We start from the raw sequence: 22915 nt of genomic DNA, 5'->3' as shown, positions 1-22915 counted from the left end.
AAATGACACTAGAGAAATAGAAACGAAAGATAATTACCAATTCGAACCTTGGGGGATAGATGACCGAACAGACAGCCCGAGACATCGGCCCTGACGCGTCCCTTCTTCTCGTCGATGATGATGAACCGTTCCTGCGTCGCCTCGCTCGGGCGATGGAGAAACGTGGGTTCGAACCGGAAATGGCCGGCTCCGTTGCGGCGGGCAAGGCGATCGCCACGGCGCGGCCCCCGGCCTATGCGGTGGTGGATTTGCGGCTTGAAGATGGCAACGGGCTCGACGTGGTTGAGGTCCTGCGCGAACGCCGTCCGGATGCCCGGATCGTCGTACTGACCGGGTACGGCGCCATTGCGACGGCTGTGGCCGCAGTGAAGATCGGCGCAACCGATTATCTGTCCAAGCCCGCGGATGCCAACGACATCACCTCGGCGCTTCTGGCGCGGCCCGATGAACTGCCGCCCCCGCCCGAGAACCCGATGTCCGCGGATCGCGTCCGGTGGGAGCATATCCAGCGGGTCTATGAGCTCTGCGATCGCAACGTCTCCGAGACTGCCCGGCGGCTGAACATGCATCGCCGGACCCTGCAGCGGATCCTGGCCAAGCGCAGCCCGCGCTGATCCCGGCTTGATCTGGATTGAAACGGCTCGCCTCTGGCGGGCCTTTTCTTTGATGCTCAGTCCAGATCGTAGCGCTTGCTGACCCGGTCGACGATCAGCCCATTGCCCAGCGCCACATCCTTGTGACGGGCATAATCCTCAAACCCGCGGCTCTGGTAATAGGTCAGACCGCTCTCATTGTCGGCGCGGATCGTGGCATTGATCCAGGCATAGCCCAAGGCCCGCGCGGCCTCGGTACTGGCAGCAAAGAGCTTGCTGCCGATCCCCAGACCGGTCTGGCCGAGCTTGACGAAGGTGGCGATGTCGCAGGCCTCGGGCGGCAGCGATCCGCGCGGCTCAATGGATTGAAAGCCCAGAACCTCGCCACCCGCATCCTCGGCGATATGCCAGACCGCGCGGTCTGGATCGATAGCGAACCAGCCAAGCAGGGTGTCGGCGGTCACCTCTTCGACAAAGGCGGTTGTGCCGCCCTTGCGGATGATCGCGTTCAACAATTCGGCCATGGGGCGGGCATCCAAAGGACCCGCGCGGCGGATCTTGAGGCTCATAGCTGCTCCAGAAGGGCGTGGTGTCGGGCGGTGAAGGCGGCGCGGACCTCGACCGGGGGCCGGAGTTCAAGGCTGAGCCCCTCGATGATCTCGGGCTTCGGACAGCCAAAGAATTTGGTCGCTTCGGTCTCGGCGAATCCCGCGATTTGAGTCGCTTCAAGCCAGGCGCTGACCTTATCCGCGCGTTTGATCGCGGATTTCACGGTTTTCGGCAACTGTGCGGGCAAACCGAAGCGCAAATGAATGGCGGCCGTCAAACGCTCATCCAGGGCCGCATAACCCGGCCCGACCGCCGCCTTCACCGGCGAGATCATGTCGCCGATCACGTATTCCGGTGCATCATGGAGAAGCGCCGCGAGCCGCCATTGCACCGGCGCCTTGGGCGCCATCCGGCTATAGAGCGTCTCAACCAGAAGCGAATGCTCGGCGACGGAATAGGCATAATTTCCAAGGGTTTGCCCGTTCCACCGCGCCACGAAGGCGAGACCATGGGCGATATCCTCGATTTCGATATCCATGGGGGTGGGGTCCAGCAGATCCAGTCTGCGGCCCGAGAGCATCCGTTGCCAAGCGCGGGGAGGTGCCATTGATGAAGTCTCATTCGTTGCGGCGCTGGCTCAGTCCTACGCCGGGCCGACACGAAGCTCAATTCCTCGTGTCTGTGTGACCGAGTTCATAGTTCTGCCATTCAACTGCTGTCATGCTGTCCCATGTACGAGTGCAGAGTCTGCTTGCAGACATGGAAGTCCATGACCTCGCGGCGGTGTGTAGTTAGCGCCGCGAGGCCACCATATTTTGGAACGGGTTTTCAGGTCACGGCGTTTCGGTATCGGAGGTTGTCATGTTTAAACGTGTTTTCATCGCTGCTTTGTTTGTCCCGACCCTGGCTTTGGCGCAGGGGGCCTCCACCTGCATGACCGCAGAAGAGCTCGATGCCGGTCTGATCGATTGGTATGGCGAGCGCCCGGTCGAAAGCTCCGAAGACGGGAGCATGGTCCTTTGGCAGAACGAGGAGGCCGGAACCTGGACCCTCGTGGCCTATCGGTCCTCTGGCATGGCCTGCACGCTGGATTCCGGCTCTTCCGCTTTGGCGGGCCGCGATGCGGAGCAGATCATGGCAAGCTACGCGGTGCCCGCGCTCCACGGATCTTAGCTCGGTCGCTGCAGGATCATGTCATCGGGGAAGCGGGCAAGATACGCCTCCATCTTGCGCTGAGACACCATATGCTTGCCCAGTGATTTGAGCAGCTTGCGCCGATCCTGCAGGGGGGTCTTGGGCAAAGGCGCTGGGTTTCGATCCGGAAAATGCCCCTCCAGAAACTCCCGAAACGCGCGGCTGATGAAGCCGGGAAAGACGCCATCATGGCACTGCCACGGTTTTCGTGGACCGATGAAGTGGAAAATCCGCGCATCTTCGGTCAGCGCATAGAGGGCCGAGGCCCAGGTAAACTGCCAGTTCCAGCGCGGTGACATCTCGGCCCAGTCCCCGCGGAGAACGCAGTTCAGCAAGGTTTGATCATGGCCCACGAGGATGCCCTTTTTTTCGCGCCCGAAAGCGATGCAGCGCGCCTCCAGATCGCTATCCCGGAACTGGGCCGTGTCGATCATCGTGACGCCTGAGTTGAAATAGGGGCCACCGGGCCAACCGAACCGGCGGTACTGCTCGGGCCTCCGTTCCGGGGTGCGCCATTGGATGTTGTCCCGCACCGCTGCGATGGCTGTCCCGTCCATATCGGCCTGCAACAGAGCTCCTATGCCGGCCCGCGCGCAAAAGATATCGGAATCGAGATAGAGGATGCGCTGGTACTCGGCACTCAGCAGCGCTGGCAGAGCCAAGCGCAGATAAACGGCCTCGGTCCGCCGCGCATCCAGGCGCAGCCCCGCGAACCGTGTCCCCATATCGACCTGCAGCAGCCGGACCCCATGGGCCTGCAGAACCGGGATCTGTGGCAGGTCTTCATTGGAGGCGATGAAGATGTCGAAATCCCGGTCCGGGTGCAGCTCGGCGATCTGATTGGCCGCGAAGGCGGCGAAAGGAAGATAATTGACATCGCTGCAGAACCCGACAGCTCGGTCGTGGATCGGCGCGCCTGAGGATTTCAGGAGTTTGACGTCTGTCACAGGGTTACCTGCTTCTTGTTCTTTCCAATGCACCTTGGGGCAACAGGTCGCCTGACGGAATCGAAAAATGATCTGGCGTTGTTGTTCAAGGCCGCTGGTGCTACTGCGACGGGAACAAATGCAGATGCACGCAGAAGGATGATCCCGGTGTCGCTCGATTATACCGTCAAAGACGTCTCCCTCGCCGAGTTCGGCCGCAAGGAACTGGATATCGCCGAGACCGAAATGCCCGGTCTGATGGCCCTGCGGGAGGAGTATGGTGCGAAGAAACCCCTGAGCGGGGCGCGCATCGTTGGCTCGCTGCACATGACGATCCAGACCGCCGTGCTGATCGAAACGCTGGTGGCGCTGGGCGCGGATGTGCGCTGGGCCTCCTGCAACATCTTCTCGACCCAGGACCATGCGGCGGCGGCGATTGCGGCGGCGGGCATCCCGGTCTTTGCGATCAAGGGTCAGAGCCTGGAGGAGCATTGGGACTATCTCGACAAGTCCTTCATGTTCCCCGAAGGACCGAACCTGATCCTCGACGATGGGGGCGATGCGACGCTTTACATCCTGCTCGGGGCGCGGGCCGAGGCGGGCGAGGATATCATCCCGGTGCCGCAATCCGAAGAGGAAGCGGTGATCAAGGCGCAGATCGCCAAGCGCATGGAGGCGAGCCCGGGTTGGTTCACCAAGATGCGCGACCAGATCAAGGGCGTTTCCGAAGAGACGACCACCGGTGTTCACCGCCTTTATGAACTGATGCGCGACGGCCAGCTGCCCTTCCCGGCCATCAACGTGAATGACAGCGTGACCAAGTCGAAATTCGACAACAAATACGGCTGCAAGGAGAGCCTGGTGGACGGGATCCGCCGGGCGACCGACACGATGATGGCGGGCAAGGTCGCCGTCGTCTGTGGCTATGGCGATGTGGGCAAGGGTTCCGCTGCCTCCTTGCGGGGCGCTGGTGCGCGCGTGAAGGTCACCGAGATCGATCCGATCTGCGCCCTGCAGGCGGCGATGGACGGGTTCGAGGTCGTGACCCTCGAAGACACCGTGGCCGATGCGGATATCTTCATCACCACTACGGGCAACAAGGACGTCATCCGCATCGAGCATATGCGCGAGATGAAGGACATGGCGATCGTCGGCAATATCGGCCATTTCGACAATGAGATCCAAGTCGCGGCCCTGAAGAACCACAAATGGACCAACATCAAGGATCAGGTGGACATGATCGAGATGCCCTCGGGCAACCGCATGATCCTGCTGTCCCAGGGCCGACTGTTGAACCTCGGCAATGCGACCGGGCACCCGTCCTTCGTGATGTCCGCCTCCTTCACCAATCAGGTGCTGGCGCAGATCGAGCTCTGGACCAAGGGCGACCAGTACAAGAATGAGGTCTATGTGCTGCCGAAACATCTGGACGAGATGGTCGCCAAGCTGCATCTGGCCAAGGTCGGCGCCAAGCTGACCGAGCTCGCCAAGGAGCAGGCCGACTATATTGGCGTCACGGTTGAGGGGCCCTACAAACCCGAGCACTACCGCTACTGATCCCGGACAGATCCGGTGCGACGGCTGGCTCTTGGGCCAGCCGTTTGCGTTTCACAAGAGGCTCAGTACGATCCCCATCAGGGTCATCGCGCCAATTGGATAGCCGCAATCCATCCAGATCAGGGATTTATCCCGGATCGAGAAGAGGATGTTGTTGACGATCCACGGGGCCGCGATGAAGGCGCCAAGGCCAAAGCCGGTGACTGCGCCCGAAATCAGGCTATCCACGCCGGAGCTGGCAAAGATATGCCGGGTCATGCCCGCCACGAGGATCGCGGTGATCAGCGAGACAATATAGGGCAGGGGTCCGGTCGCCTTTGTGTCCTCCTCGGTCAGCTGCGCGGCGTCCATCCAGCGCTGGCCGAGGGTCATGTACCAGACCGCACCAAACATCCAGGCGACGACGCCTGCAACGACAACCGAAATCAACTCCATGACCTATCTCCTTCCGCCCTGGGCCGCTTCCTCGGCAGTTTACATCCGATAGGCGAGCTTTGGACTTTATTTCTGCCTCAGGGATTGCCAGTCTCCCTTCATCGGGCGGCAGGCCCGGTCAATGACTAGGGAGAAGAGCATGGGCAAGCGCGACGACCTGATTGCGAAATACGCGGACGACCTCAAAAGCAAATGCGGCATGGATCCGGATATGGACCTGCTGACTAAGGTGACCATCGGCTGCGGACCGTCGATCTATGACGCGGATGCGTCCACCGTGGCGAGCTCGCAGGAAGGCGAGCTGGAGACAGTGAAGACCAATTTCCTGATCAAGAAGCTGGGTCTTGCGGATGGGCCGGAGCTCATGGACGGGATCAACAGCGTGATCGAGACCTATGGCAAATCCGAGCGCAACAAGTATCGCGCCGTGGTCTATTACATGCTGACCAAGCATTTCGGGAAAGAGTCCGTCTACGGCTAAGCCTCGGATTTTCGGATAAAACGCAGCAAATCCTTCGCACTTGGTGTTTGGGATTATGCTGCGTTTGCAGTATTCAATAGACGTCCCGCCAGGAAGGCAGGACCCTAATCAGATACACGTGTGGTGCGCTCGTCAGAGTAACATGTGGGTACGGTGGAGGGTCCTAAGGGGTTGGGACCCTCCATTTCCGTTTTTGGGCCTTGCGTGTTACGCCTGCAGCGTTGCGGCCACGGCACGTTGCCACGCGGCGTATTTGGCGTCCCGCGTGGCGGCCTCCATGGCCGGCTCAAACCGCCGCTCCAACGCCCAGTTCTCGGCAAAGCCCGCGCGATCCGGGAAGAGGCCGACCTTCTGCCCTGCAAGCCACGCGACACCCATGGCCGTGGTCTCGGTGATCTCGGGGCGGTCGACAGGCGCGTCGATGATATCGGCGAGGAATTGCATGGCCCAATCGCTTGCCACCATACCGCCATCCACCCGCAGGGTCGGTTGCGCGCCCGAGGCGGACCAGTCCTTATGCATCGCTTCCAGCAGGTCGCGGGTCTGATAGCCGACGCTTTCCAGCGCGGCTCGGGCAAACTCCGCCGGACCAGAGCCGCGAGACAGGCCAAACACCGCCCCCCGGCATTCCGCATTCCAATAGGGCGCGCCGAGCCCGGTGAAGGCGGGCACCAGGATCACGGGATCATGGGGGTCTGCGGTCTCGGCCAGCGGTTGGGTCTCGCCCGCGCTCTTGATGATCCCCAGCCCGTCGCGCAGCCATTGCACCACGGCCCCGGCCACGAAGATCGAGCCTTCGAGCGCATAGGTCGGCTTGCCGTCAAACTGATAGGCGATGGTCGTCAGCAGCCGGTTGGTCGAGGTCACCGCCGTCTCGCCCGTGTTCAGCAGGGCAAAACAGCCCGTACCATAGGTGGATTTCAGCATGCCGGGCTCGAAACAGGCCTGTCCGATGGTGGCGGCCTGCTGATCACCCGCAACGCCGAGCACCGGGATCGCGGCGCCAATATGCTCGGGCTCACAGATACCGAACTCCGCATCGCAGTCATGCACATCGGGCAGCATCCCCATGGGGATGTCGAAGAGAGCGCAGATCTCACTGCTCCACGCGCCGTTGTGAATGTCGTAGAGCATGGTCCGCGCCGCGTTGGTCGCGTCGGTCACATGGGCTTTGCCGCCGGTCAGCCGCCAGATCAGGAAGCTGTCCACTGTGCCAAAGAGAAGATCACCCGCCTTGGCGCGATCCCGCGCACCCTCGACCGTATCGAGGATCCATTTCAGCTTGGTGCCGGAGAAGTAAGGGTCGGCCAAGAGCCCGGTCTGGGCCGTAATCAGCGCGTCCGACCCTGCTGCGCGCAGTTCGGCGCAGTAAGGCGCGGTGCGGCGGTCCTGCCAGACGATCGCGTTGTGGATCGCGGCCCCGGTCACCTTGTCCCAAACCACCGTGGTCTCGCGCTGGTTGGTGATGCCGATGGCGGCGATGTCGCCCGCGCTCAGCCCGGCCTTGTCCAGCGCTCCGCGGCAGGTGCGCAACACGGTCTGCCACAGATCCTCCGGGTCATGCTCGACCCACCCGCTATCGGGATAATGCTGCGCGAATTCCTCCTGGTCGGAAGCCACGATTTTCATCTCCGCGTCGAAGATGATGGCGCGGCTCGATGTGGTCCCCTGATCGATGGCGAGTATGTGGCGCACGTGACCCTCCCCGGTCTTGGCTGAAACAGGCTCAGGTGTAGGCGCTTGCCTCGGGTCTGTCGATGCGGATGGGGTGATTTCTCATCCTTTCCAAATCGCCCAGAATGCAGTCAACTGCGGGCATGATAGCGCCTGAAACGATCCCCGACCTGACCCTCCTTGAGTTACAAAAAGCGCTGCGCGCTGGTGAAGTGACGGCTTTGGCTGTGACCGATGCCTGCCTCGCGCGCATCGCGGAGCGGGAGCCGGAGGTCGGCGCCTGGGCGTTTCTCGATCCCGAGCTGGCCCGGGCCCAAGCCACGGAATGTGATGCAAGGGCGGCGGCGGGGGCCGCGCTCGGCCCGCTTCACGGGATCCCCGTCGGGCTGAAGGATGTGATTGATACGAGCGACATGCCCACGGCGAACGGCACACCGCCCGATCAGGGGCGTCGGCCCGAGGCGGATGCCTGGGTCACGGCGCGGTTGCGCGCGGCGGGGGCGGTCATTCTGGGAAAGACCACGACGACCGAGCTTGCCTTCATGAACCCCACGGCGACCCGGAACCCTCATAACCCGGCGCATACGCCCGGCGGCTCCTCGGCGGGCTCGGCTGCAGCTGTGGCTGCTGGCATGGTGCCGCTGGCCATCGGAACCCAGACCGGCGGGTCGGTCATCCGGCCCGCGGCCTTTTGCGGTGTGGTGGGGATGAAGCCGAGCTTCGATGCGATCCCGCGCGCCGGGGTCTGCATGCAGTCCCACACGCTGGATACGCTGGGGGTTTTTGCCCGCGATCCCAAGGATGCGGCCATTGCCGTCGCCCTCCTGACCGGTGCCGAGGACAGCGACCCGGCACGCCTGCGGGAGGATGCAGGCGCGCCGGTGCTGCGCGCGGCCAGTCGCCGTCCGGTCTTTGGGTATGTGCACCCGCCGGAATGGGACCGCGCGACCCCGGATATGCAAAAGCGGCTCGATGCGCTCGCGGCGGATCTGGGGGCTGTTCCCCTGACCCTGCCTGAGGGCTTTGCCCATGTGGCCGACGAGCGGGCGGTGATCAATTTCGTCGAAATGGCCTGGCATTACCGGCGCTATCGCAGCGCAGGTTGGGACCTGTTGAGCGAGGTGACCCGCAACGCGATGGAGGATGGGGCAGCCACGGCGGCCACGGATTACGTCGCGGCCCTGCGCCAGCGCGAGCCACTTTATGCCGGGCTCGAAGAGCTGTTCAGCAAGGTCGATTGCCTGATCTGCCCGCCCGCGCTGGGCGCAGCACCCCATGGGCTCGAAAGCACGGGGGATTCGATCTTCAACGGGCTGTGGACCTTCATGGGCACGCCCTGCATCACCCTGCCTCTGCCTCATGGCGCCGGAGAGCTGCCGCTCGGTGTGCAGCTCGTCGGACGGCGCGGCGAGGACAAGGCGCTTTTGGCCAAGGCGATGTGGGTGGCGGAGTATCTCGAGACGCTCTGAGCGGCGACCGGGCCAAGCCTGCGCACGGGGCGCATCCGGCGAAAAGGCGGGCGGTGGCAACGGCATGGCTCTGACTTGCGGAGATCTCTGTGGTGGATGCGGCTACTCTGCGCGGGGCGCGGGGGCCGGGGGAGGACGGGCCGCCAAAGCAGCCCGCCCCGTGAATAGTTGGATCTGATCTGTCAGACCTGGATTACTGCCAGGACTTGATCAGCTCGTCATAGGCGACGGTCTGAGGCTCTTCGTCCTCGTTCTCCAGCTTGGCGTAGGGCGCGCCGGGCTGCGAGAACCAGTGCTCGGCACTCATCTCGTCATTCAGCACCGGACCCAGATCGCCCTGAACGCCTGCGCGCTCGAGACGCTGGAGCACACGCTCCTGATCCGCGCAGAGGGCGTCGAGCGCTTCCTGCGGGGTCTTCGCACCGGACATGGCGTCACCGATATTCTGCCACCACAGCTGTGCGAGCTTCGGATAATCCGGAACATTGGTGCCCGTGGGCGACCAGGCCACCCGAGCCGGGGAGCGGTAGAATTCCACCAGACCGCCGAGACGCGGGGCGCGCTCGGTGAAGTGCTCGCTGTCGATCGTGCTCTCGCGGATGAAGGTCAGACCCACATCGGACTTCTTCAGGTCGACGGTCTTGGAGACCACGAACTGCGCATAGAGCCAGGCTGCCTTGGCGCGATCCACCGGGGTGGACTGCATCAGGGTCCAGGAACCCGCGTCCTGGTAGCCGATCTTCTGGCCGTCTTTCCAGTAGACACCATGGGGCGAGGGGGCCATGCGCCACTTGGGCGTGCCATCCTCGTTCATCACGGGCAGGTCGGGATCAACCGTGGCCGCGGTGAAGGCGGTGTACCAGAACATCTGCTGGGCGACGTTCCCCTGCGCCGGGATCGGACCGGCTTCGGAGAAGGTCATGCCAGCGGCGGCCGGGGGCGAGTACTTCTGCAGCCATTCGATGGCCTTGGTCACAGCATAGACTGCCGCCGGGGAGTTGGTCGCCCCGCCACGTGCCACGCAGGAACCGGTGGGCTGGGAGTTCTCGTTCACACGAATGCCCCACTCGTCCACGGGCAGGCCATTCGGCTCACCCACGTCGCCCATACCAGCCATGGACATCCACGCATCGGTGTAGCGCCAGCCGAGGGACGGGTCTTTCTTGCCGTAATCCATGTTGCCAAAGACTTCGCCTTCGACACCCAGATGGCTCAGATCGCGCCCGGTGAAGAACTCCGCGATATCCTCATAGGCCGTCCAGTTCACCGGAACGCCGAGGTCATAGCCATAAGCCGCCTTGAAGTCGGCTTTGTTCTTCTCGTCGTTGAACCAGTCATAGCGGAACCAGTAGAGGTTCGCGAATTGCTGGGTCGGCAGCTGATAGAGCTTGCCATCGGGGCCGGTGGTGAAGGAGGTGCCGATGAAATCCTCGACATCCAGCGTCGGCAGCGTCACATCCGCGCCTTCGCCCGCCATCCAGTCGGTCAGGTTGCGCACCTGCTGGTAGCGCCAGTGGGTCCCGATCAGGTCACTGTCGTTGATATAGGCGTCATAGATGTTCTCGCCGGACTGCATCTGCGTCTGCAGCTTTTCCACCACGTCGCCTTCGCCGATCAGGTCATGGGTGACCTTGATCCCGGTGATGGCTTCGAAGGCGGGGGCGAGCACTTCGCTCTCATACTGGTGCGTCGCGATGGTTTCGGAGACCACCTTGATGTCCATGCCCTGGAACGGCGCGGCTGCATCCACGAAGAACTGCATCTCCGCTTCCTGATCCGCGCGGGACAGGACGGACAGATCGCCGATCTCGGCATCCAGGAATGCGCGGGCCGCGTCCATATCGGCAAATGCCGGTGCCCCCATCATCCCAAGTGCCAGCGCGAGCGCCGTACTTGATTTTAGCGTGTAGGTCATCATTTCCTCCCTATGGAAACCAAAGACTTTTTAGGCATCCCTTGGACCCGCTATGTCCGAGGGCTGCCGGTTCCTCCCTATACCCAGCGGAACACCGCTGCGGCATAGATCAGACAGACGATCAGCGCGTAAGGTTGATTGGCGCCGATCACGCCCAGCCAGGCCAGATTGATAAAGGCCGAGCCGAGAAGCGTGATGAAGAGACGGTCCCCGCGGGTCGTCTCCATCCCGAGCACACCCTTCCGGGGCGTCTCGGGGAATTTGATGGCCAGCACGGTGAGCGTGATGAGCATCGTGGCAATGCAGATAAAGAAGATCGCCGTCGGCCAGGTCCAAGCCATCCAGTCCATATCAGGTCCCTCCCGGCTGAGTTAAACGCGGCCCAGGGCAAAGCCCTTGGCGATGTAGTTGCGGACGAAGTAGATCACGAGCGCGCCCGGGATGATCGTCAGCACACCGGCGGCGGCGAGCACGCCCCAGTCGATGCCTGCGGCCCCTTGGGTCCGGGTCATGATCGCCGAAATCGGCTTGGCGTCCACCGTGGTCAGGGTGCGGCTCAGAAGCAGCTCGACCCAGGAGAACATGAAGCAGAAGAACGCGGCCACGCCGATACCGGACGAGATCAGCGGCATGAAGATCTTCACGAAGAAGCTGCCAAAGCTGTAGCCGTCGATATAGGCGGTCTCGTCGATCTCTTTCGGGACGCCCCGCATGAAGCCTTCGAGGATCCAGACCGCGAGCGGCACGTTGAAGAGGCAATGGGCCAGCGCCACGGCGATATGGGTGTCGAACAGACCCACCGAGGAATAGAGCTGAAAGAAGGGCAGGGCGAAGACCGCGGGCGGGGCCATGCGGTTCGTGAGCAGCCAGAAGAACAGGTGCTTGTCGCCCATGAACGAATACCGGCTGAAGGCATAGGCTGCAGGCAGCGCCACCGCCAGCGAGATCGCCGTGTTCATCAGCACGTAGATCAGCGAGTTCACATAGCCCATATACCAGGCCGGATCCGTCAGGATCGTCGCGTAATTCGCGAAGGTCAGGTCATTGGGCCAGAGCGAGAAGGTGTTCAGGATCTCGGTATTGGTCTTCAGGCTCATGTTCAGCAGCCAGTAGATCGGCAAGAGCAGGAACAGGAGATAGAGCGTCATGACCACGGTCGATCCCTTGATCGGGAACCGGCGGGGCCGGGCGGTGGCCTTGGGGGCGGCGGTGCTGTTGGCCGCAGGGCTCAGAGTGCTCGTGGCGTCGGTCATCGCTCAGCCCTCCTTTTTGTCCATGGTGGTCATGACGGTGTAGAACACGTAGCTGATCGTCAGGATCACGAGGTAATACATGATCGAGAAGGCTGCCGCGGGGCCGAGGTCGAACTGCCCCAGTGCCATCTTCACCAGATCAATCGACAGCAGCGTGGTGGCGTTGCCGGGCCCACCGCCGGTGACGACGAATGGCTCGGTATAGATCATGAAGCTGTCCATGAAGCGCAGCAGGATCGCGATCATCAGAACGCCCATCATCTTGGGCAGTTCGATATAGCGGAACACGTTCCAGCGGGACGCCTGATCGATCTTGGCCGCCTGATAATAGGCATCGGGGATTGATTTCAGCCCGGCAAAGGCCAGCAGGGCCACCAGTGAGGTCCAGTGCCAGACATCCATGACGATGATCGTGGCCCAGGCGGCGAGCACGTCCTGCGTGTAGTTGTATTCAATCCCCAGCGCGTCGAGCGTATAGCCCAGCAAGCCGATATCCACCCGGCCAAAGATCTGCCAGATCGTGCCGACCACGTTCCACGGGATCAGCAGGGGCAGGGACATCATCACGAGGCAGAAGCTCGACCAGAAGCCACTCTTCGGCATGTTGAGCGCCACGAAGATCCCGAGCGGGATTTCAATGGCCAGAATAATGCCCGAGAACATGAGCTGGCGACCCAGCGCGTCCCACATCCGCTCGGACTGGAGCATCTCGGCATACCATTCGATCCCGGCCCAGAAGAACTGGTTGTTCCCGAACGTGTCCTGCACCGAGTAGTTCACCACGGTCATCACCGGGATCACCGCCGAGAAGGCCACCAGCAGCAGCACCGGGATGATCAGGAACCATGCCTTTTGGTTGACTGTCTTTTCCATCAGGCGGCCTCCCCCTCTTTGCGCCAATCGTCCACGTAGACGTTCACGTGATCCGGATCGAAGGTGACCCGGGTCATGTCCGGCGAGATCGCGGTGTCTTCGCCCGCGACGATGTTGATTTCGGTGCCGAAGAGGTCCGCGCGGATGATCTTGTGGCGGCCCACATCCTCGACCCGGCGCACCTGCACCGGCAGGCCCTCGCCCTCGGTCAGGGTGACGTATTCCGGGCGCACGCCCAGCTCGACCTTGCCCGACAGCGGTGCAAAGGCCTGTGTCAGGGACACCTGGGCGCCATGGACATTGGCCATGTTCCGCTCGATCGCGGCGGGGATGACATTCATCCCCGGCGAGCCGATGAAGTAGCCGACAAAGGTGTGCTCGGGCTTCTCGAAGAGCTCCTGCGGCGTGCCGATCTGCACAACGCGACCGTCATACATGACCACGACCTTGTCCGCGAAGGTCAGCGCCTCGGTCTGGTCATGGGTCACATAGATCATCGTGTGCCCGAACTCGTGGTGGAGCGATTTCAGCTGGGTCCGCAGCTCCCATTTCATATGGGGGTCGATCACGGTGAGCGGCTCGTCAAACAGGAGCGCATTCACATCCTCGCGGACCATGCCGCGCCCGAGCGAGATCTTCTGCTTGGCATCCGCCGTCAGGCCCCGGGCGCGCTTGTCGAGCATCGCCTCCATCCCGATCATCGCGCCGATCTGTTGCACGCGTTCGGCGATGTATTGCGGGCTGGCGCCCCGGTTCTTGAGCGGGAAGGCAAGGTTATCGCGCACGGTCATCGTGTCGTAAACCACGGGGAACTGGAACACCTGCGCGATGTTGCGATCCGCCGTGCTGGCGTGGGTCACGTCCTGATCATCGAAAAGGATCCGGCCCTGGCTCGGCTCCAGCAGCCCCGAAATGATGTTGAGAAGGGTCGATTTCCCGCAACCCGAAGAGCCGAGCAAGGCATAGGCCTCGCCATCGGCCCAGGCATGGTTCAGCTCCTTGAGGGCGTAGTCATCCTCGCTCTTGGGCGAAGGCAGATAGGAATGGGCGAGGTTGTCCAGGGTGATCTTGGCCATGGGTCAGCTCCTTACGCGGCCTGGGCGTAGGACGCCGGGGCCACCAGCGCGCCATCTTCGCGGAAAATGTAGACATGGCGCGGGTCGAGATAGACCTGCAGGGCCGCGCCCAGTTCGAGGTCATGAACCCCGTGCACCAGCCCGACCCATTTCTCGCCGTGGTGATCGAGATGGACGAAGGTTTCCGACCCCGTAAGTTCGGTCACGATCAACCGGGTTTCGAATTCCATCGCGCCTTCGGTATGGGAGACGATCTCCACATGGTTGGGGCGGAACCCGGCGAGATAGCTCCCATCGGACAGGGTCGCCATCTGCCCCGTGGCCGCCGCGCTCTGGCCATCGCCAAAGGTGATGCGGTCACCGGTCTTGCGGACCTTGAGGAAGTTCATGGGCGGATCGCTGAAGACCCGCGCGGTCGTCGCATCCACTGGCTGGCGATAGACATCCGGGGTCAGACCGAACTGCGTGACGCGGCCTTCCCACATGGCGGCGGTGTTGCCGCCCAGAAGAAGCGCCTCTTCGGGTTCGGTCGTGGCATAGACGAAGATCGACCCGGCCTCTTCAAAGATCTTTGGGATCTCGACCCGCAGCTCCTCGCGCAGCTTGTAGTCGAGATTGGCCAGCGGCTCGTCGAGCAATACAAGCCCTGCATCCTTGACCAGCGCGCGGGCGAGGGCACAGCGCTGCTGCTGACCCCCCGAAAGTTCGAGGGGCTTGCGCTCCAGCATCGGGGTGAGCTGCATCAGGTCTGCGGATTTGCGCACCGCCGCGTCGATCTCGGTCTTGGACTTGCCCAAAAGCCGCAGGGGCGAGGCGATGTTGTCGTAAACGGTCATGGAGGGGTAGTTGATGAACTGCTGGTAGACCATGGCCACCTGCCGGTCCTGGACCCGCATGCCGGTGACATCCGTGCCCTCCCAGAAGATCTGGCCCTCGGTCGGCACATCGAGCCCGGCCATCAGCCGCATCAGAGAGGTCTTCCCCGAAAGCGTGGGTCCGAGCAACACGTTCATCGTGCCTTTTTGGAGCGTCAGATCAGTGGGATAGATGTGAGTCTGCCCATTCACGACCTTTGACACGGTCCTGAGTTCGAGTGTCATTCGGCCTCCCCCCTTATTCCGCCGCTGCCGCGTGCGATGACCGGAGCCGTGCGGTCATCCATGCATCCAAGCTTGAGATTGCGTCGCTGTCCAGACGCAGTCCGAGCTTGCTGCGCCGCCAGACGACATCAGCCGCCTCGCGCGCGTATTCCTTGTCCATGAGCCATTCGACCTCGCGCGCCGTCAGGGTCGCGCCGAAATCCTTGCCGAGATCCGCTTCGCTCTGGGCGGTGCCCAGCATCTCGCGGGCCTCGACCCCGTAAGCGCGCACCAGACGCAGGGCCCAGCGCTCGGTCAGAAACGGAAAACTCTCGCGCAGGCCTGCGACCAGATCGGCCACGCCATCCACGGGGAAATCCCCGCCCGGCAGGGGCACGCCTGCGGTCCACGGGCCTTCGGTGACGGTCAGTTCCTTGCCGATCGCTTCCATCGCGCTTTCGGCGAGGCAGCGATAGGTGGTGATCTTGCCGCCGAAAACGTTCAGGGCAGGTGCACCCCGACTGCTATCGACCTTGAGGACATAATCCCTTGTCGCCGCCGCCGCCGTGCTCGCCCCGTCATCGTAAAGCGGACGGACGCCGGAATAGGTCCAGACGATGTCGGCGTCGCTGATCGGGTTGGCGAGGTACTTGTTGATGAAGTCAATCAGATAGCTTTGCTCTTCGGGTGTGATCTCGGGCTTGCGGGACGGCTCGGTGTGATCCGCATCCGTGGTCCCGATCAGGGTGAAATCCGTTTCATAGGGGATCGCGAAGATGATCCGCCCGTCGGAGCCCTGGAAGAAGTAGCATTTGTCATGCTCGAAGAGCCGCTTGGTCACGATATGGCTGCCGCGCACGAGACGGACGCCGTCGCTCGCATTGCTCTTGAGCACCCCGTGGAGCACATCGCTCACCCAGGGCCCGGCGGCATTCACGACCATCTTGGCATGGACCACGCGGGTCTCACCGGTGACGGTGTTCTCCAGCGCCACATGCCAGATCCCGTCCTCCACATGGGCAGAGGTGACTTTCTCGCGCAGCAGGAGCGACGCGCCCCGTGCCTCGGCATCCCGGGCGTTCAGAACCACGAGCCGCGAATCCTCAACCCAGCAATCGGAATACTCGTAGGCCTTCTCGAATTTCGGATCGAGCGGCTTGCCCTCGGGCGCGCTGCGCAGATCGAGGCTGCGCGTGCCGGGCAGGATCTTCCGACCACCCAGATTGTCATAGAGAAACAGCCCCACCCGGATCAGCCAGGACGGGCGCCGGCCCTTCATCCAGGGCATCAGCACGCCCAGAAGCTTCGAGGTCGGGGTCGAGGAATCGAACCGCATGCTCTTGTGGTAGGGCAGCACGAACCGCATGGGCCACGAAATGTGGGGCATCGCCCGCAAAAGCGTCTCGCGCTCGATCAGGGCCTCGCGGACCAGCCGGATCTCGAAATATTCAAGATAGCGCAAACCGCCATGAAAGAGCTTGGTGGAGGCCGCGGATGTCGCCGACCCGATGTCGTTCATCTCGGCCAGACCGACATTCAAACCCCGACCTGCCGCGTCCCGGGCGATGCCGCATCCATTGATGCCACCCCCAATGACAAGCAGGTCAAACGACGTGTTCATCCTAATCCTCCCCCGCTCCGTTTCCAGAGACTTTCTTCGTTTCTGGCAAAAAACGATCATGAAAGGAAGATATTTTTGTTCGTTTTCCTTCGTTATCGCGCAAACCTCTGTGTTGGCGAGATTCTTTTCCGGTCGCAGATCTTCGTTTTTCCGGGGAATCACGCATGAAATTTGATCAAACGCGCAAAATCGCGCTACAACTGCAGGAGACAACCCGGAAAGCCCCGCAATGCCGCAGACCATTCGAAAGCCCGAGATCATCAATATCGCGCGGCGTGAGGGCAAGGTGACGGTTGAAGGCCTGGTGGAGCATTTCGGGGTCACGCCCCAGACCATCCGCCGCGATCTGTCGGAGCTCGCCGATAGTGGCCAGCTTGAGCGCGTCCATGGCGGGGCGATCCTGCCCTCGACCACGGTCAATATCGGCTATTCCGAACGGCGCCAGCTCAACCAGTCCGCCAAGGTCGATATTGCCCGGGCTTGCGCGCGGGAGATCCCCAATGACTGCTCGGTGTTTCTGAATATCGGGACCACGACCGAGGCTGTGGCGACGGAACTATCGCACCATGTGGGCCTCTTGGTGGTGACCAACAACATCAACATCGCGACGATCCTGTCGAGCAATCACGAGATCGAAGTGGTGGTCACAGGCGGTCATCTGCGCCGCTCCGATGGTGGGTTGATCGGAGAGCGGGCCCGGGATGCGATTGCGCATTTCCGCTTTGACTACGCCGTGATCGGCTGTTCGGCCTTGCACGAGGAGGGCGAAATCCTCGATTTCGACGTGCAGGAAGTGGGCGTCAGCCGCGCCATCATCAGCCGCAGTGATCAGGTCTTTCTGGCGGCCGATGCCTCGAAGTTTGACCGCAAGGCGCCGGTCCGGATCGGCACTCTGGCGGAGGTTGATGCGGTCTTCACCGACCGGGCGATCCCGGCCGCAGCAACGGCGCTCTGCCGGGACGCGGGCACCCGGGTCGTGGTGGTCTGACCGACCCCGGGTCGCAAGCCGTTGCGCTGGGCGCGCTTTCCTGCATCTTGGTTCCGCATCTGATCTGACCGGAGGGAGACGCCCTGGCCACTTACCCATCCATGAAATGGCTGAGCGTGTTCCGCTATGTGGTCCAGTCCGGCACCGTTCAGGGCGCGGCGGAGGCGACAGGTCAGTCAATCAGTGCGGTGTCCAACCAGCTCAAGGCGCTCGAGGCCCATCTCGGCGTACCCCTTATGGACCACAGTCGCCGCCCCATGGTGCCCACGGCCCAGGGCCTCGCCTATCTCCGCACAGTGGAGGAGGTTTTGGGCCTTCTCGACAATGCCCAAGCCGAGATGAACGCGGCCAGTCCGAACCATCTCATGCGGTTGCGCTTTGCTATGATCGACGATTTCGAGACCGATATCGGACCCGAGATTACGCGGATGCTGGCGGCCAAGCTGCCGGATTGCCAGTTCATCCATCTGACCCGGGTCAGCCACGAGATCCTCGATCTCTTGCGGACCCGGGATCTGGATATGGGCATGGCGACCCAGCCTCAGACCCCCCTGCCGAATGTGGTGGAGTTCCCGGTGCTGCGCGATCCCTTCGTGCTGGCCGTGCCGGCGGGGATGTCCCTGCCGCCGGAGGCGTTTCTCGATGGCAGCGCGGGGGTGCCCTTTCTGCGTTACAATCGCGCCCATATCCTCGGCAGCATCATCGAGGCGCAGCTCGTGCGCCTGCGGCTCGATCTGGAAACGAGCTTCGAGTTTGACAGCACCTCCTCGATCCTCGCGCTCATCGCCCAAGGGGATGGTTGGGCGATCACCACGCCCAGCAACTATGCCCGCACCCGCCGGTTTCAGAGCGATGTGCGCCTCATCCCCTTCCCACGCAAGGGGTTCGCGCGGCGGATCTCGATCTTCGTCGCCGATCCCCAGGCCGAGGAGGTCGCGCGCAGCGTGGCAAGCGCCGTGCGCAGCCTGCTGGTCCGCCACCGCATCGCGCCGACGGTCGAGGCCTACCCCTGGCTGCAGGACAGCTATCGCCTGATCGACGGCTAGGGCTCACTCAAGAATGTTGAACTTCGCGCGGATCTCCGCGTCCTGCTCCTCGGTCAGATAGGCCGGGTGATGCTCGGCGAGGATCGTTTGGGCCGTGGCCTTGGCCCGGCTCCAGGCATCGGGGGCGCCTTCTTCGGCCCAAGCGCTGGGTTGGGCCCGGTCGGCGAGCTTGGGATAGTGATAATCCCGCTCCATGGCGCGATAGGTGTGATCGAGCCCGAGGAAATGCCCCTCGCCCATCACTGCGCCGACAATCTCGTCATAGCCAAGATTGTCCTCGGTCACCTCGACCCCGCGCAGGGTGCGATAGGTCAGGGCGTGCATCTCATTGTCGATTACAAAGCCCTCGAAGCTCACGCCCAGCAGTGAGGCGGTCATCCCCGCGCTCTCATAGATCAGGTTGCCCCCGGCGAGGGCCGCGGCAGCACTCGTCATGCCCTTTTCATAGCCATACTGCGCGTCGATCGCCTTGGCGTCGGTCATGGAACTTGCCACACCGGAGGGCAGGCCAAGCCAGTTCGAGAGTTGCGCCGAGGCCGCGTTGAGCAGCATTGTCTCGCCGCCACCCCCGGCAAAGGCCCCGCTGCGCAGGTCGATCACGAAAGGCCAGTTCGAAAAGATCATCGGGAAGCCCGGCGAAATTGCATTGACCACCACGAGGCTGGCCAAGGTCTCGGCCAGGGATTGCGCCAGGAACCCGGCCATGGTCGCAGGCGCGGTTGCACCGGCCTGGGCCGCGGTGATGCAATTGACCGGCATGTTATGGGCGATGCATTCGTAGATGACATCGATGGCGTCCTCGCCAAACCGCATGGGCGAGATCACCGGGCTGATATGCGCGGTCATGAACGGCCGCGCGGCAAAGCTGCCGGGGCCACCGGCGGCGATATCCAGCATTTCGACCACCGGGGCCACGTATTCCCCCAAGGTAAAGGAGGTCGCGATGGGTTTGGTCGTGTTCTTGATCAGCGCATAGGCGGTGTTGATGTCCAGATCGCGATTGTCCGGCACATCCGTCGCCACACAGCAGCGCGTGAACCAGGCGACATTCTCCAGCTTGTCCTGCAGTCGCGCGAAATCATGGAGGTCCGCAAGGGTCGAGGGCCGGTAGAGCCCCGTCTCCATATCCAGCGTGTTCACTGCCGCGCCCCCGGTCCCGAAATAGACCTTGTCGCCGCCCACCTCGATGGAGCGTTCCGGGTCCCGCGCGTGGAGGGTGAAGGTCTTCGGCGCCGCATCGATACAGCGCTCGACGAGGCTGCGGGGCAGGCCGATCCGCTCCCCGCCCAGATCCTCGGCGCCTGCCGCGATCAGGTCATCCCAGAGCCGTTTGGGCACCTCGCCCATGCCCAGCTCTGACAGAAGCCGCAAGGCGGTGCCATAGATCTGGACCATGTCACTGTCGCTGAGCGGGCGGTAGACGCCGCCGGGCACGCCGGGCGGAGCCGGGTTCACCGCGACGGGTTTCGCGCGCTGCGCCAACCGGGCCGAGCGCCCGGATCTGCGGGATCTTTGTGGGGTGTCAGCCATGGCGCCTCCTTGCAGGGAATGGGACTTCAGGCCCGCAGATCTGGCAATAGCCGAAATATAGTTTTCGATTCTTGAGATCTAGATTTGCGAAAAGCGAAATAGGAGTGCCGAACGATTGACCCGCGGGCCTTGTTTTCCCTCTCTATGCGCAGTGCAAGGAAAGGCCTGACCATGAAGACCCAGACACGTGTTGTGGTGATCGGCGGCGGAATCGCTGGCTGCTCGACCCTTTATCACCTCACCCGCGAGGGTTGGACCGATGTGGTTCTGGTGGAGCGGGATGAGCTGACCTCTGGCACCACTTGGCATTCTGCGGCGCAGGTCACCAATTTTGGTCAGACGCAGACCATGGTGGGCCTCAAATCCCACTCTATCGCCCTCTATCAGGAGCTGCGCGATGATCCGGATTATCCGGTGGATTACAAGCATGGGGATGGCGGCATTCGGCTTGCCAATACCGAGGCACAGATGGACGGCTACCGCCACTTCGCCTCCATGGCGCGGGGGATGGGGGTCGAGTTCGAAGTGCTCGACGCCGAGGAATGCGCGCGGCGGCATCCACTGATCTCGACCGAGAACCTGCTGGGCGGGCTCTGGGATCCGAGCGACGGGGATATCGACCCGGCGCAGCTGTGTCAGGCGCTGGCGCGGCGGGCGCGCAAGGCCGGGGCGGAGGTCTATCGCAACACGCCGGTGACGGGGCTCACCCAGCACGCCGATGACAGCTGGACCGTCCATACCGACAAGGGCGACATCGCCTGTGAGATCGTGGTGAATGCCTGTGGTTACCGGGTAAATGAGGTGGGCGCGATGATGGGCGTGCATCACCCGGTCATGTCCATGGAGCACCAGTATTTCGTCACCGAAGAGATCCCCGCGATCCGCGAGGCCGGGCATCGGATGCCGCTCCTGCGTTGCCCGATCAGCGACTACTATTGCCGGCAGGAAAAGAATGGGCTGCTGGTGGGGTTCTACGAGCAGGACTGCAAGACCTGGGGCATGGACGGGATCGACCCGCATTTCGTCAATGCGCTCTGCCCGGATGATCTGGACCGGATCACCGATGTGCTTGAGGGCGCGTTCGCCCGGATGCCCGCTCTGATGGAGGTGGGGATCCACACGGTCGTCAACGGCCCGATCACTTACACGATCGACGGTGCCCCCCTGGTCGGCCCGATCCCCGGCAAGCGCAATGCGTTCTGCATCATCGGGCTGCGCGCGGGTCTGGGCGAGGGGGGTGGCCATGGCTGGCTGCTCGCCCAGCAGATCGTCCATGGGGAGGCGGTCTATGACACCTGGGGCCTCGATCCGCGCCGCTTCACGGGCCACGCCAATGTGGAGCTGACCGCGCTAAAAGCCATCGAGGACTACCAGAACGAGTTCCGCTTCCACTTCCCGAACGAACATCGCCCGGCGGGCCGCATGGCCAAAACCACGCCCCTGACCCCGGTGCTCGCCGCCGAAGGGGCGGAGTTCACGGTGGTGAACGGGTGGGAACGCGCGGAGCTTTTCAAGCCCGACCCCGGGTTCGAGATCACCCATAGCTTCCGCTTTGACGAGGCAGAGGCGCTGGTCGCTGCAGAGGTCGCCGCCGTGCAGACCGCCGTCGGGCTGTGCGAGGTGAACGGGTTCAACCGCATCGAGATCACCGGGGCCGATGCCGAGAGTTTCCTTAACCGGATGATCTGTGGACGGATGCCGCGCAAGGAGGGGCGGGTGGGCCTGACCTATCTGCTCAACGAGCACGGCATGGTGAAGGCCGAGGCGACGCTCGCCCGCCTGCCCGCCTCGGATCGCGGTCCGGCGCGGATCTGGTACGGCTCGGCGGCGGCCTCAGAATTCCATGACATGGACTGGCTCGCACAGCATGTGCGCCCCGGCGAAGACGTTAGCCTGCGCAGCCTGACCAATGACCAGACGATCCTCGTGCTGGCCGGTCCCAAGGCGCGCGATGTCCTGAGCGCCGTGAGCCGTGGGGACTGGTCAGCGCAGGGCTTCCCCTGGCTCTCGGTGCGCGAGGGTTTTGTCGGGATTGCGCCGGTGACGGTCATGGCGGTGAGCTTCTCGGGCGAGCTGGCCTACGAGATCCATGTGCCGAATGCGTCTCTTTATAACGCTTATCTGTCTCTGCGTGCGGCGGGAGAGGCGCATGGGCTTCGGCTCTTCGGGGCACGGGCGGTGGAGTCCATGCGGCTCGAAAAGGGGTATCTGCATTGGAAGGCGGATATCCTGACCGAGTTCGACCCCTACGAGACCGGACTTGACCGCTTTGTGACGCCGGACAAACCCGATTTCATCGGCAAGGCGGCGTTGCTGGCACGGGAGGGGACCGCGCGGCACCGGCTCGTGACCCTGCGCCTGCCCGGCGGGCCCGAGGCGCCAAATGCGGCTGCCCATCCCGGGGCGTCGGTCATGCACGGAGGCAAGGTTGTGGGGACAGTCACGTCCGGTGGCTATGGTCACCGGGTCGGGGCCAATCTGGCCTATGCTTTCCTGAAACCCGGCGCGCCCGAGACCGGGCTGACGGTGGATGTGCTCGGCGCGCAGGTTGCAGCCGAGATCACCGAGCGGGGGCTTTACGATCCGCACATGGCGCGCGTTCGGGCCTGAGCCCGGGCGGCGGAAAGGTGCCGGTCCGCAGGGGTCTGCTGCGGAC

The 22915-nt window shown here is 63.0% G+C and carries 21 protein-coding genes; 8 read left to right on the top strand and 13 right to left on the bottom strand.

The features are described from left to right. Window positions 1-59 precede the first annotated feature (59 nt). Window positions 60-614, top strand: a complete 555-nt coding sequence (locus tag ACP153_RS16595; protein WP_424966164.1) for an ActR/PrrA/RegA family redox response regulator transcription factor — start codon at window positions 60-62, stop codon at window positions 612-614. A gap of 56 nt (window positions 615-670) precedes the next feature. On the opposite strand, the gene ACP153_RS16590 is transcribed toward ACP153_RS16595, so the two are convergent. Further along, window positions 671-1162: an N-acetyltransferase family protein gene (locus tag ACP153_RS16590; protein ID WP_424972134.1), complete on the bottom strand. Its 492-nt coding sequence runs from the start codon at window positions 1160-1162 to the stop codon at window positions 671-673. Next, complete coding sequence (locus ACP153_RS16585; RefSeq protein ID WP_424972133.1) at window positions 1159-1749, bottom strand: HD domain-containing protein; 591 nt, start codon at window positions 1747-1749, stop codon at window positions 1159-1161. Before ACP153_RS16585 ends, ACP153_RS16590 begins: the two co-directional genes overlap by 4 nt. A gap of 254 nt (window positions 1750-2003) precedes the next feature. Here ACP153_RS16585 and ACP153_RS16580 point away from each other — a divergent pair, with 254 nt between their 5' ends. Further along, window positions 2004-2315 carry an S-adenosyl-L-homocysteine hydrolase gene (locus tag ACP153_RS16580; RefSeq protein ID WP_424972132.1) on the top strand — a complete coding sequence of 104 codons (312 nt, stop codon included), beginning with the start codon at window positions 2004-2006 and terminating at the stop codon, window positions 2313-2315. Here the strand turns inward: ACP153_RS16580 and ACP153_RS16575 are convergent. Further along, a complete protein-coding gene (locus tag ACP153_RS16575; protein WP_424972131.1) occupies window positions 2312-3283 on the bottom strand; it encodes a glycosyltransferase family 8 protein in 972 nt (323 codons plus the stop codon). The two genes, ACP153_RS16580 and ACP153_RS16575, sit on opposite strands and share 4 nt — an antisense overlap. Window positions 3284-3430: 147 nt before the next feature. On the opposite strand from ACP153_RS16575, the gene ahcY reads away from it, so the two are divergent. Next, window positions 3431-4819 carry an adenosylhomocysteinase gene (gene ahcY / locus ACP153_RS16570; RefSeq protein WP_424972264.1) on the top strand — a complete coding sequence of 463 codons (1389 nt, stop codon included), beginning with the start codon at window positions 3431-3433 and terminating at the stop codon, window positions 4817-4819. Between the two features lie 51 nt (window positions 4820-4870). On the opposite strand, the gene ACP153_RS16565 is transcribed toward ahcY, so the two are convergent. Next, window positions 4871-5254 carry a DUF1761 domain-containing protein gene (locus ACP153_RS16565; protein WP_424972130.1) on the bottom strand — a complete coding sequence of 128 codons (384 nt, stop codon included), beginning with the start codon at window positions 5252-5254 and terminating at the stop codon, window positions 4871-4873. A gap of 139 nt (window positions 5255-5393) precedes the next feature. Between ACP153_RS16565 and ACP153_RS16560 the strand changes: the two genes are divergently transcribed. After that, a complete protein-coding gene (locus tag ACP153_RS16560) occupies window positions 5394-5735 on the top strand; it encodes a DUF2853 family protein (RefSeq protein ID WP_424972129.1) in 342 nt (113 codons plus the stop codon). 207 nt (window positions 5736-5942) lie between these two features. Here ACP153_RS16560 and glpK read toward each other — a convergent pair whose 3' ends face one another. Beyond that, window positions 5943-7430 (bottom strand): glycerol kinase GlpK, encoded by a 1488-nt coding sequence (gene glpK / locus ACP153_RS16555; RefSeq protein ID WP_424972128.1) that lies wholly within the window; start codon window positions 7428-7430, stop codon window positions 5943-5945. Between the two features lie 122 nt (window positions 7431-7552). Between glpK and ACP153_RS16550 the strand changes: the two genes are divergently transcribed. Further along, on the top strand, window positions 7553-8878 hold the full coding sequence (locus ACP153_RS16550) for an amidase (protein ID WP_424972127.1): 1326 nt from the start codon (window positions 7553-7555) through the stop codon (window positions 8876-8878). A gap of 193 nt (window positions 8879-9071) precedes the next feature. Here the strand turns inward: ACP153_RS16550 and ACP153_RS16545 are convergent, their stop codons facing one another. The 7 genes from ACP153_RS16545 to glpD form a co-directional block, all read right to left on the bottom strand. After that, window positions 9072-10793 carry an ABC transporter substrate-binding protein gene (locus tag ACP153_RS16545; protein WP_424972126.1) on the bottom strand — a complete coding sequence of 574 codons (1722 nt, stop codon included), beginning with the start codon at window positions 10791-10793 and terminating at the stop codon, window positions 9072-9074. A gap of 77 nt (window positions 10794-10870) precedes the next feature. Further along, entirely contained in the window at window positions 10871-11143 is a 273-nt protein-coding gene (locus ACP153_RS16540; protein WP_424966175.1) for a DUF2160 domain-containing protein, read from the bottom strand. 21 nt (window positions 11144-11164) lie between these two features. Next, entirely contained in the window at window positions 11165-12046 is an 882-nt protein-coding gene (locus ACP153_RS16535; protein ID WP_424972125.1) for a carbohydrate ABC transporter permease, read from the bottom strand. Window positions 12047-12049: 3 nt separating this feature from the next. Next, on the bottom strand, window positions 12050-12919 hold the full coding sequence (locus tag ACP153_RS16530) for a carbohydrate ABC transporter permease (RefSeq protein ID WP_424972124.1): 870 nt from the start codon (window positions 12917-12919) through the stop codon (window positions 12050-12052). Further along, window positions 12919-13995: an ABC transporter ATP-binding protein gene (locus ACP153_RS16525; RefSeq protein ID WP_424972123.1), complete on the bottom strand. Its 1077-nt coding sequence runs from the start codon at window positions 13993-13995 to the stop codon at window positions 12919-12921. The genes ACP153_RS16530 and ACP153_RS16525 overlap by 1 nt, the downstream gene beginning before the upstream one ends. A gap of 11 nt (window positions 13996-14006) precedes the next feature. Continuing rightward, on the bottom strand, window positions 14007-15095 hold the full coding sequence (locus tag ACP153_RS16520; protein ID WP_424972122.1) for an ABC transporter ATP-binding protein: 1089 nt from the start codon (window positions 15093-15095) through the stop codon (window positions 14007-14009). Between the two features lie 13 nt (window positions 15096-15108). Then, entirely contained in the window at window positions 15109-16695 is a 1587-nt protein-coding gene (gene glpD / locus ACP153_RS16515) for a glycerol-3-phosphate dehydrogenase (RefSeq protein ID WP_424972121.1), read from the bottom strand. 229 nt (window positions 16696-16924) lie between these two features. On the opposite strand from glpD, the gene ACP153_RS16510 reads away from it, so the two are divergent. Together ACP153_RS16510 and ACP153_RS16505 are read left to right on the top strand one after the other, a co-directional pair. After that, window positions 16925-17683, top strand: a complete 759-nt coding sequence (locus ACP153_RS16510; protein WP_424972120.1) for a DeoR/GlpR family DNA-binding transcription regulator — start codon at window positions 16925-16927, stop codon at window positions 17681-17683. Between the two features lie 101 nt (window positions 17684-17784). Beyond that, entirely contained in the window at window positions 17785-18729 is a 945-nt protein-coding gene (locus ACP153_RS16505) for a LysR family transcriptional regulator (RefSeq protein ID WP_424972119.1), read from the top strand. A 3-nt stretch (window positions 18730-18732) separates the two neighbouring features. On the opposite strand, the gene ACP153_RS16500 is transcribed toward ACP153_RS16505, so the two are convergent. Next, window positions 18733-20259 (bottom strand): trimethylamine methyltransferase family protein, encoded by a 1527-nt coding sequence (locus ACP153_RS16500; protein ID WP_424972118.1) that lies wholly within the window; start codon window positions 20257-20259, stop codon window positions 18733-18735. A 171-nt stretch (window positions 20260-20430) separates the two neighbouring features. On the opposite strand from ACP153_RS16500, the gene ACP153_RS16495 reads away from it, so the two are divergent. Continuing rightward, a complete protein-coding gene (locus ACP153_RS16495) occupies window positions 20431-22869 on the top strand; it encodes a GcvT family protein (RefSeq protein WP_424972117.1) in 2439 nt (812 codons plus the stop codon). The last annotated feature ends 46 nt before the right edge of the window (window positions 22870-22915 follow it).

This window comes from Dinoroseobacter sp. S76, assembly GCF_049801095.1.
GTDB lineage: Bacteria > Pseudomonadota > Alphaproteobacteria > Rhodobacterales > Rhodobacteraceae > Dinoroseobacter.
This window is presented reverse-complemented; position numbering and strand designations above follow the sequence as displayed.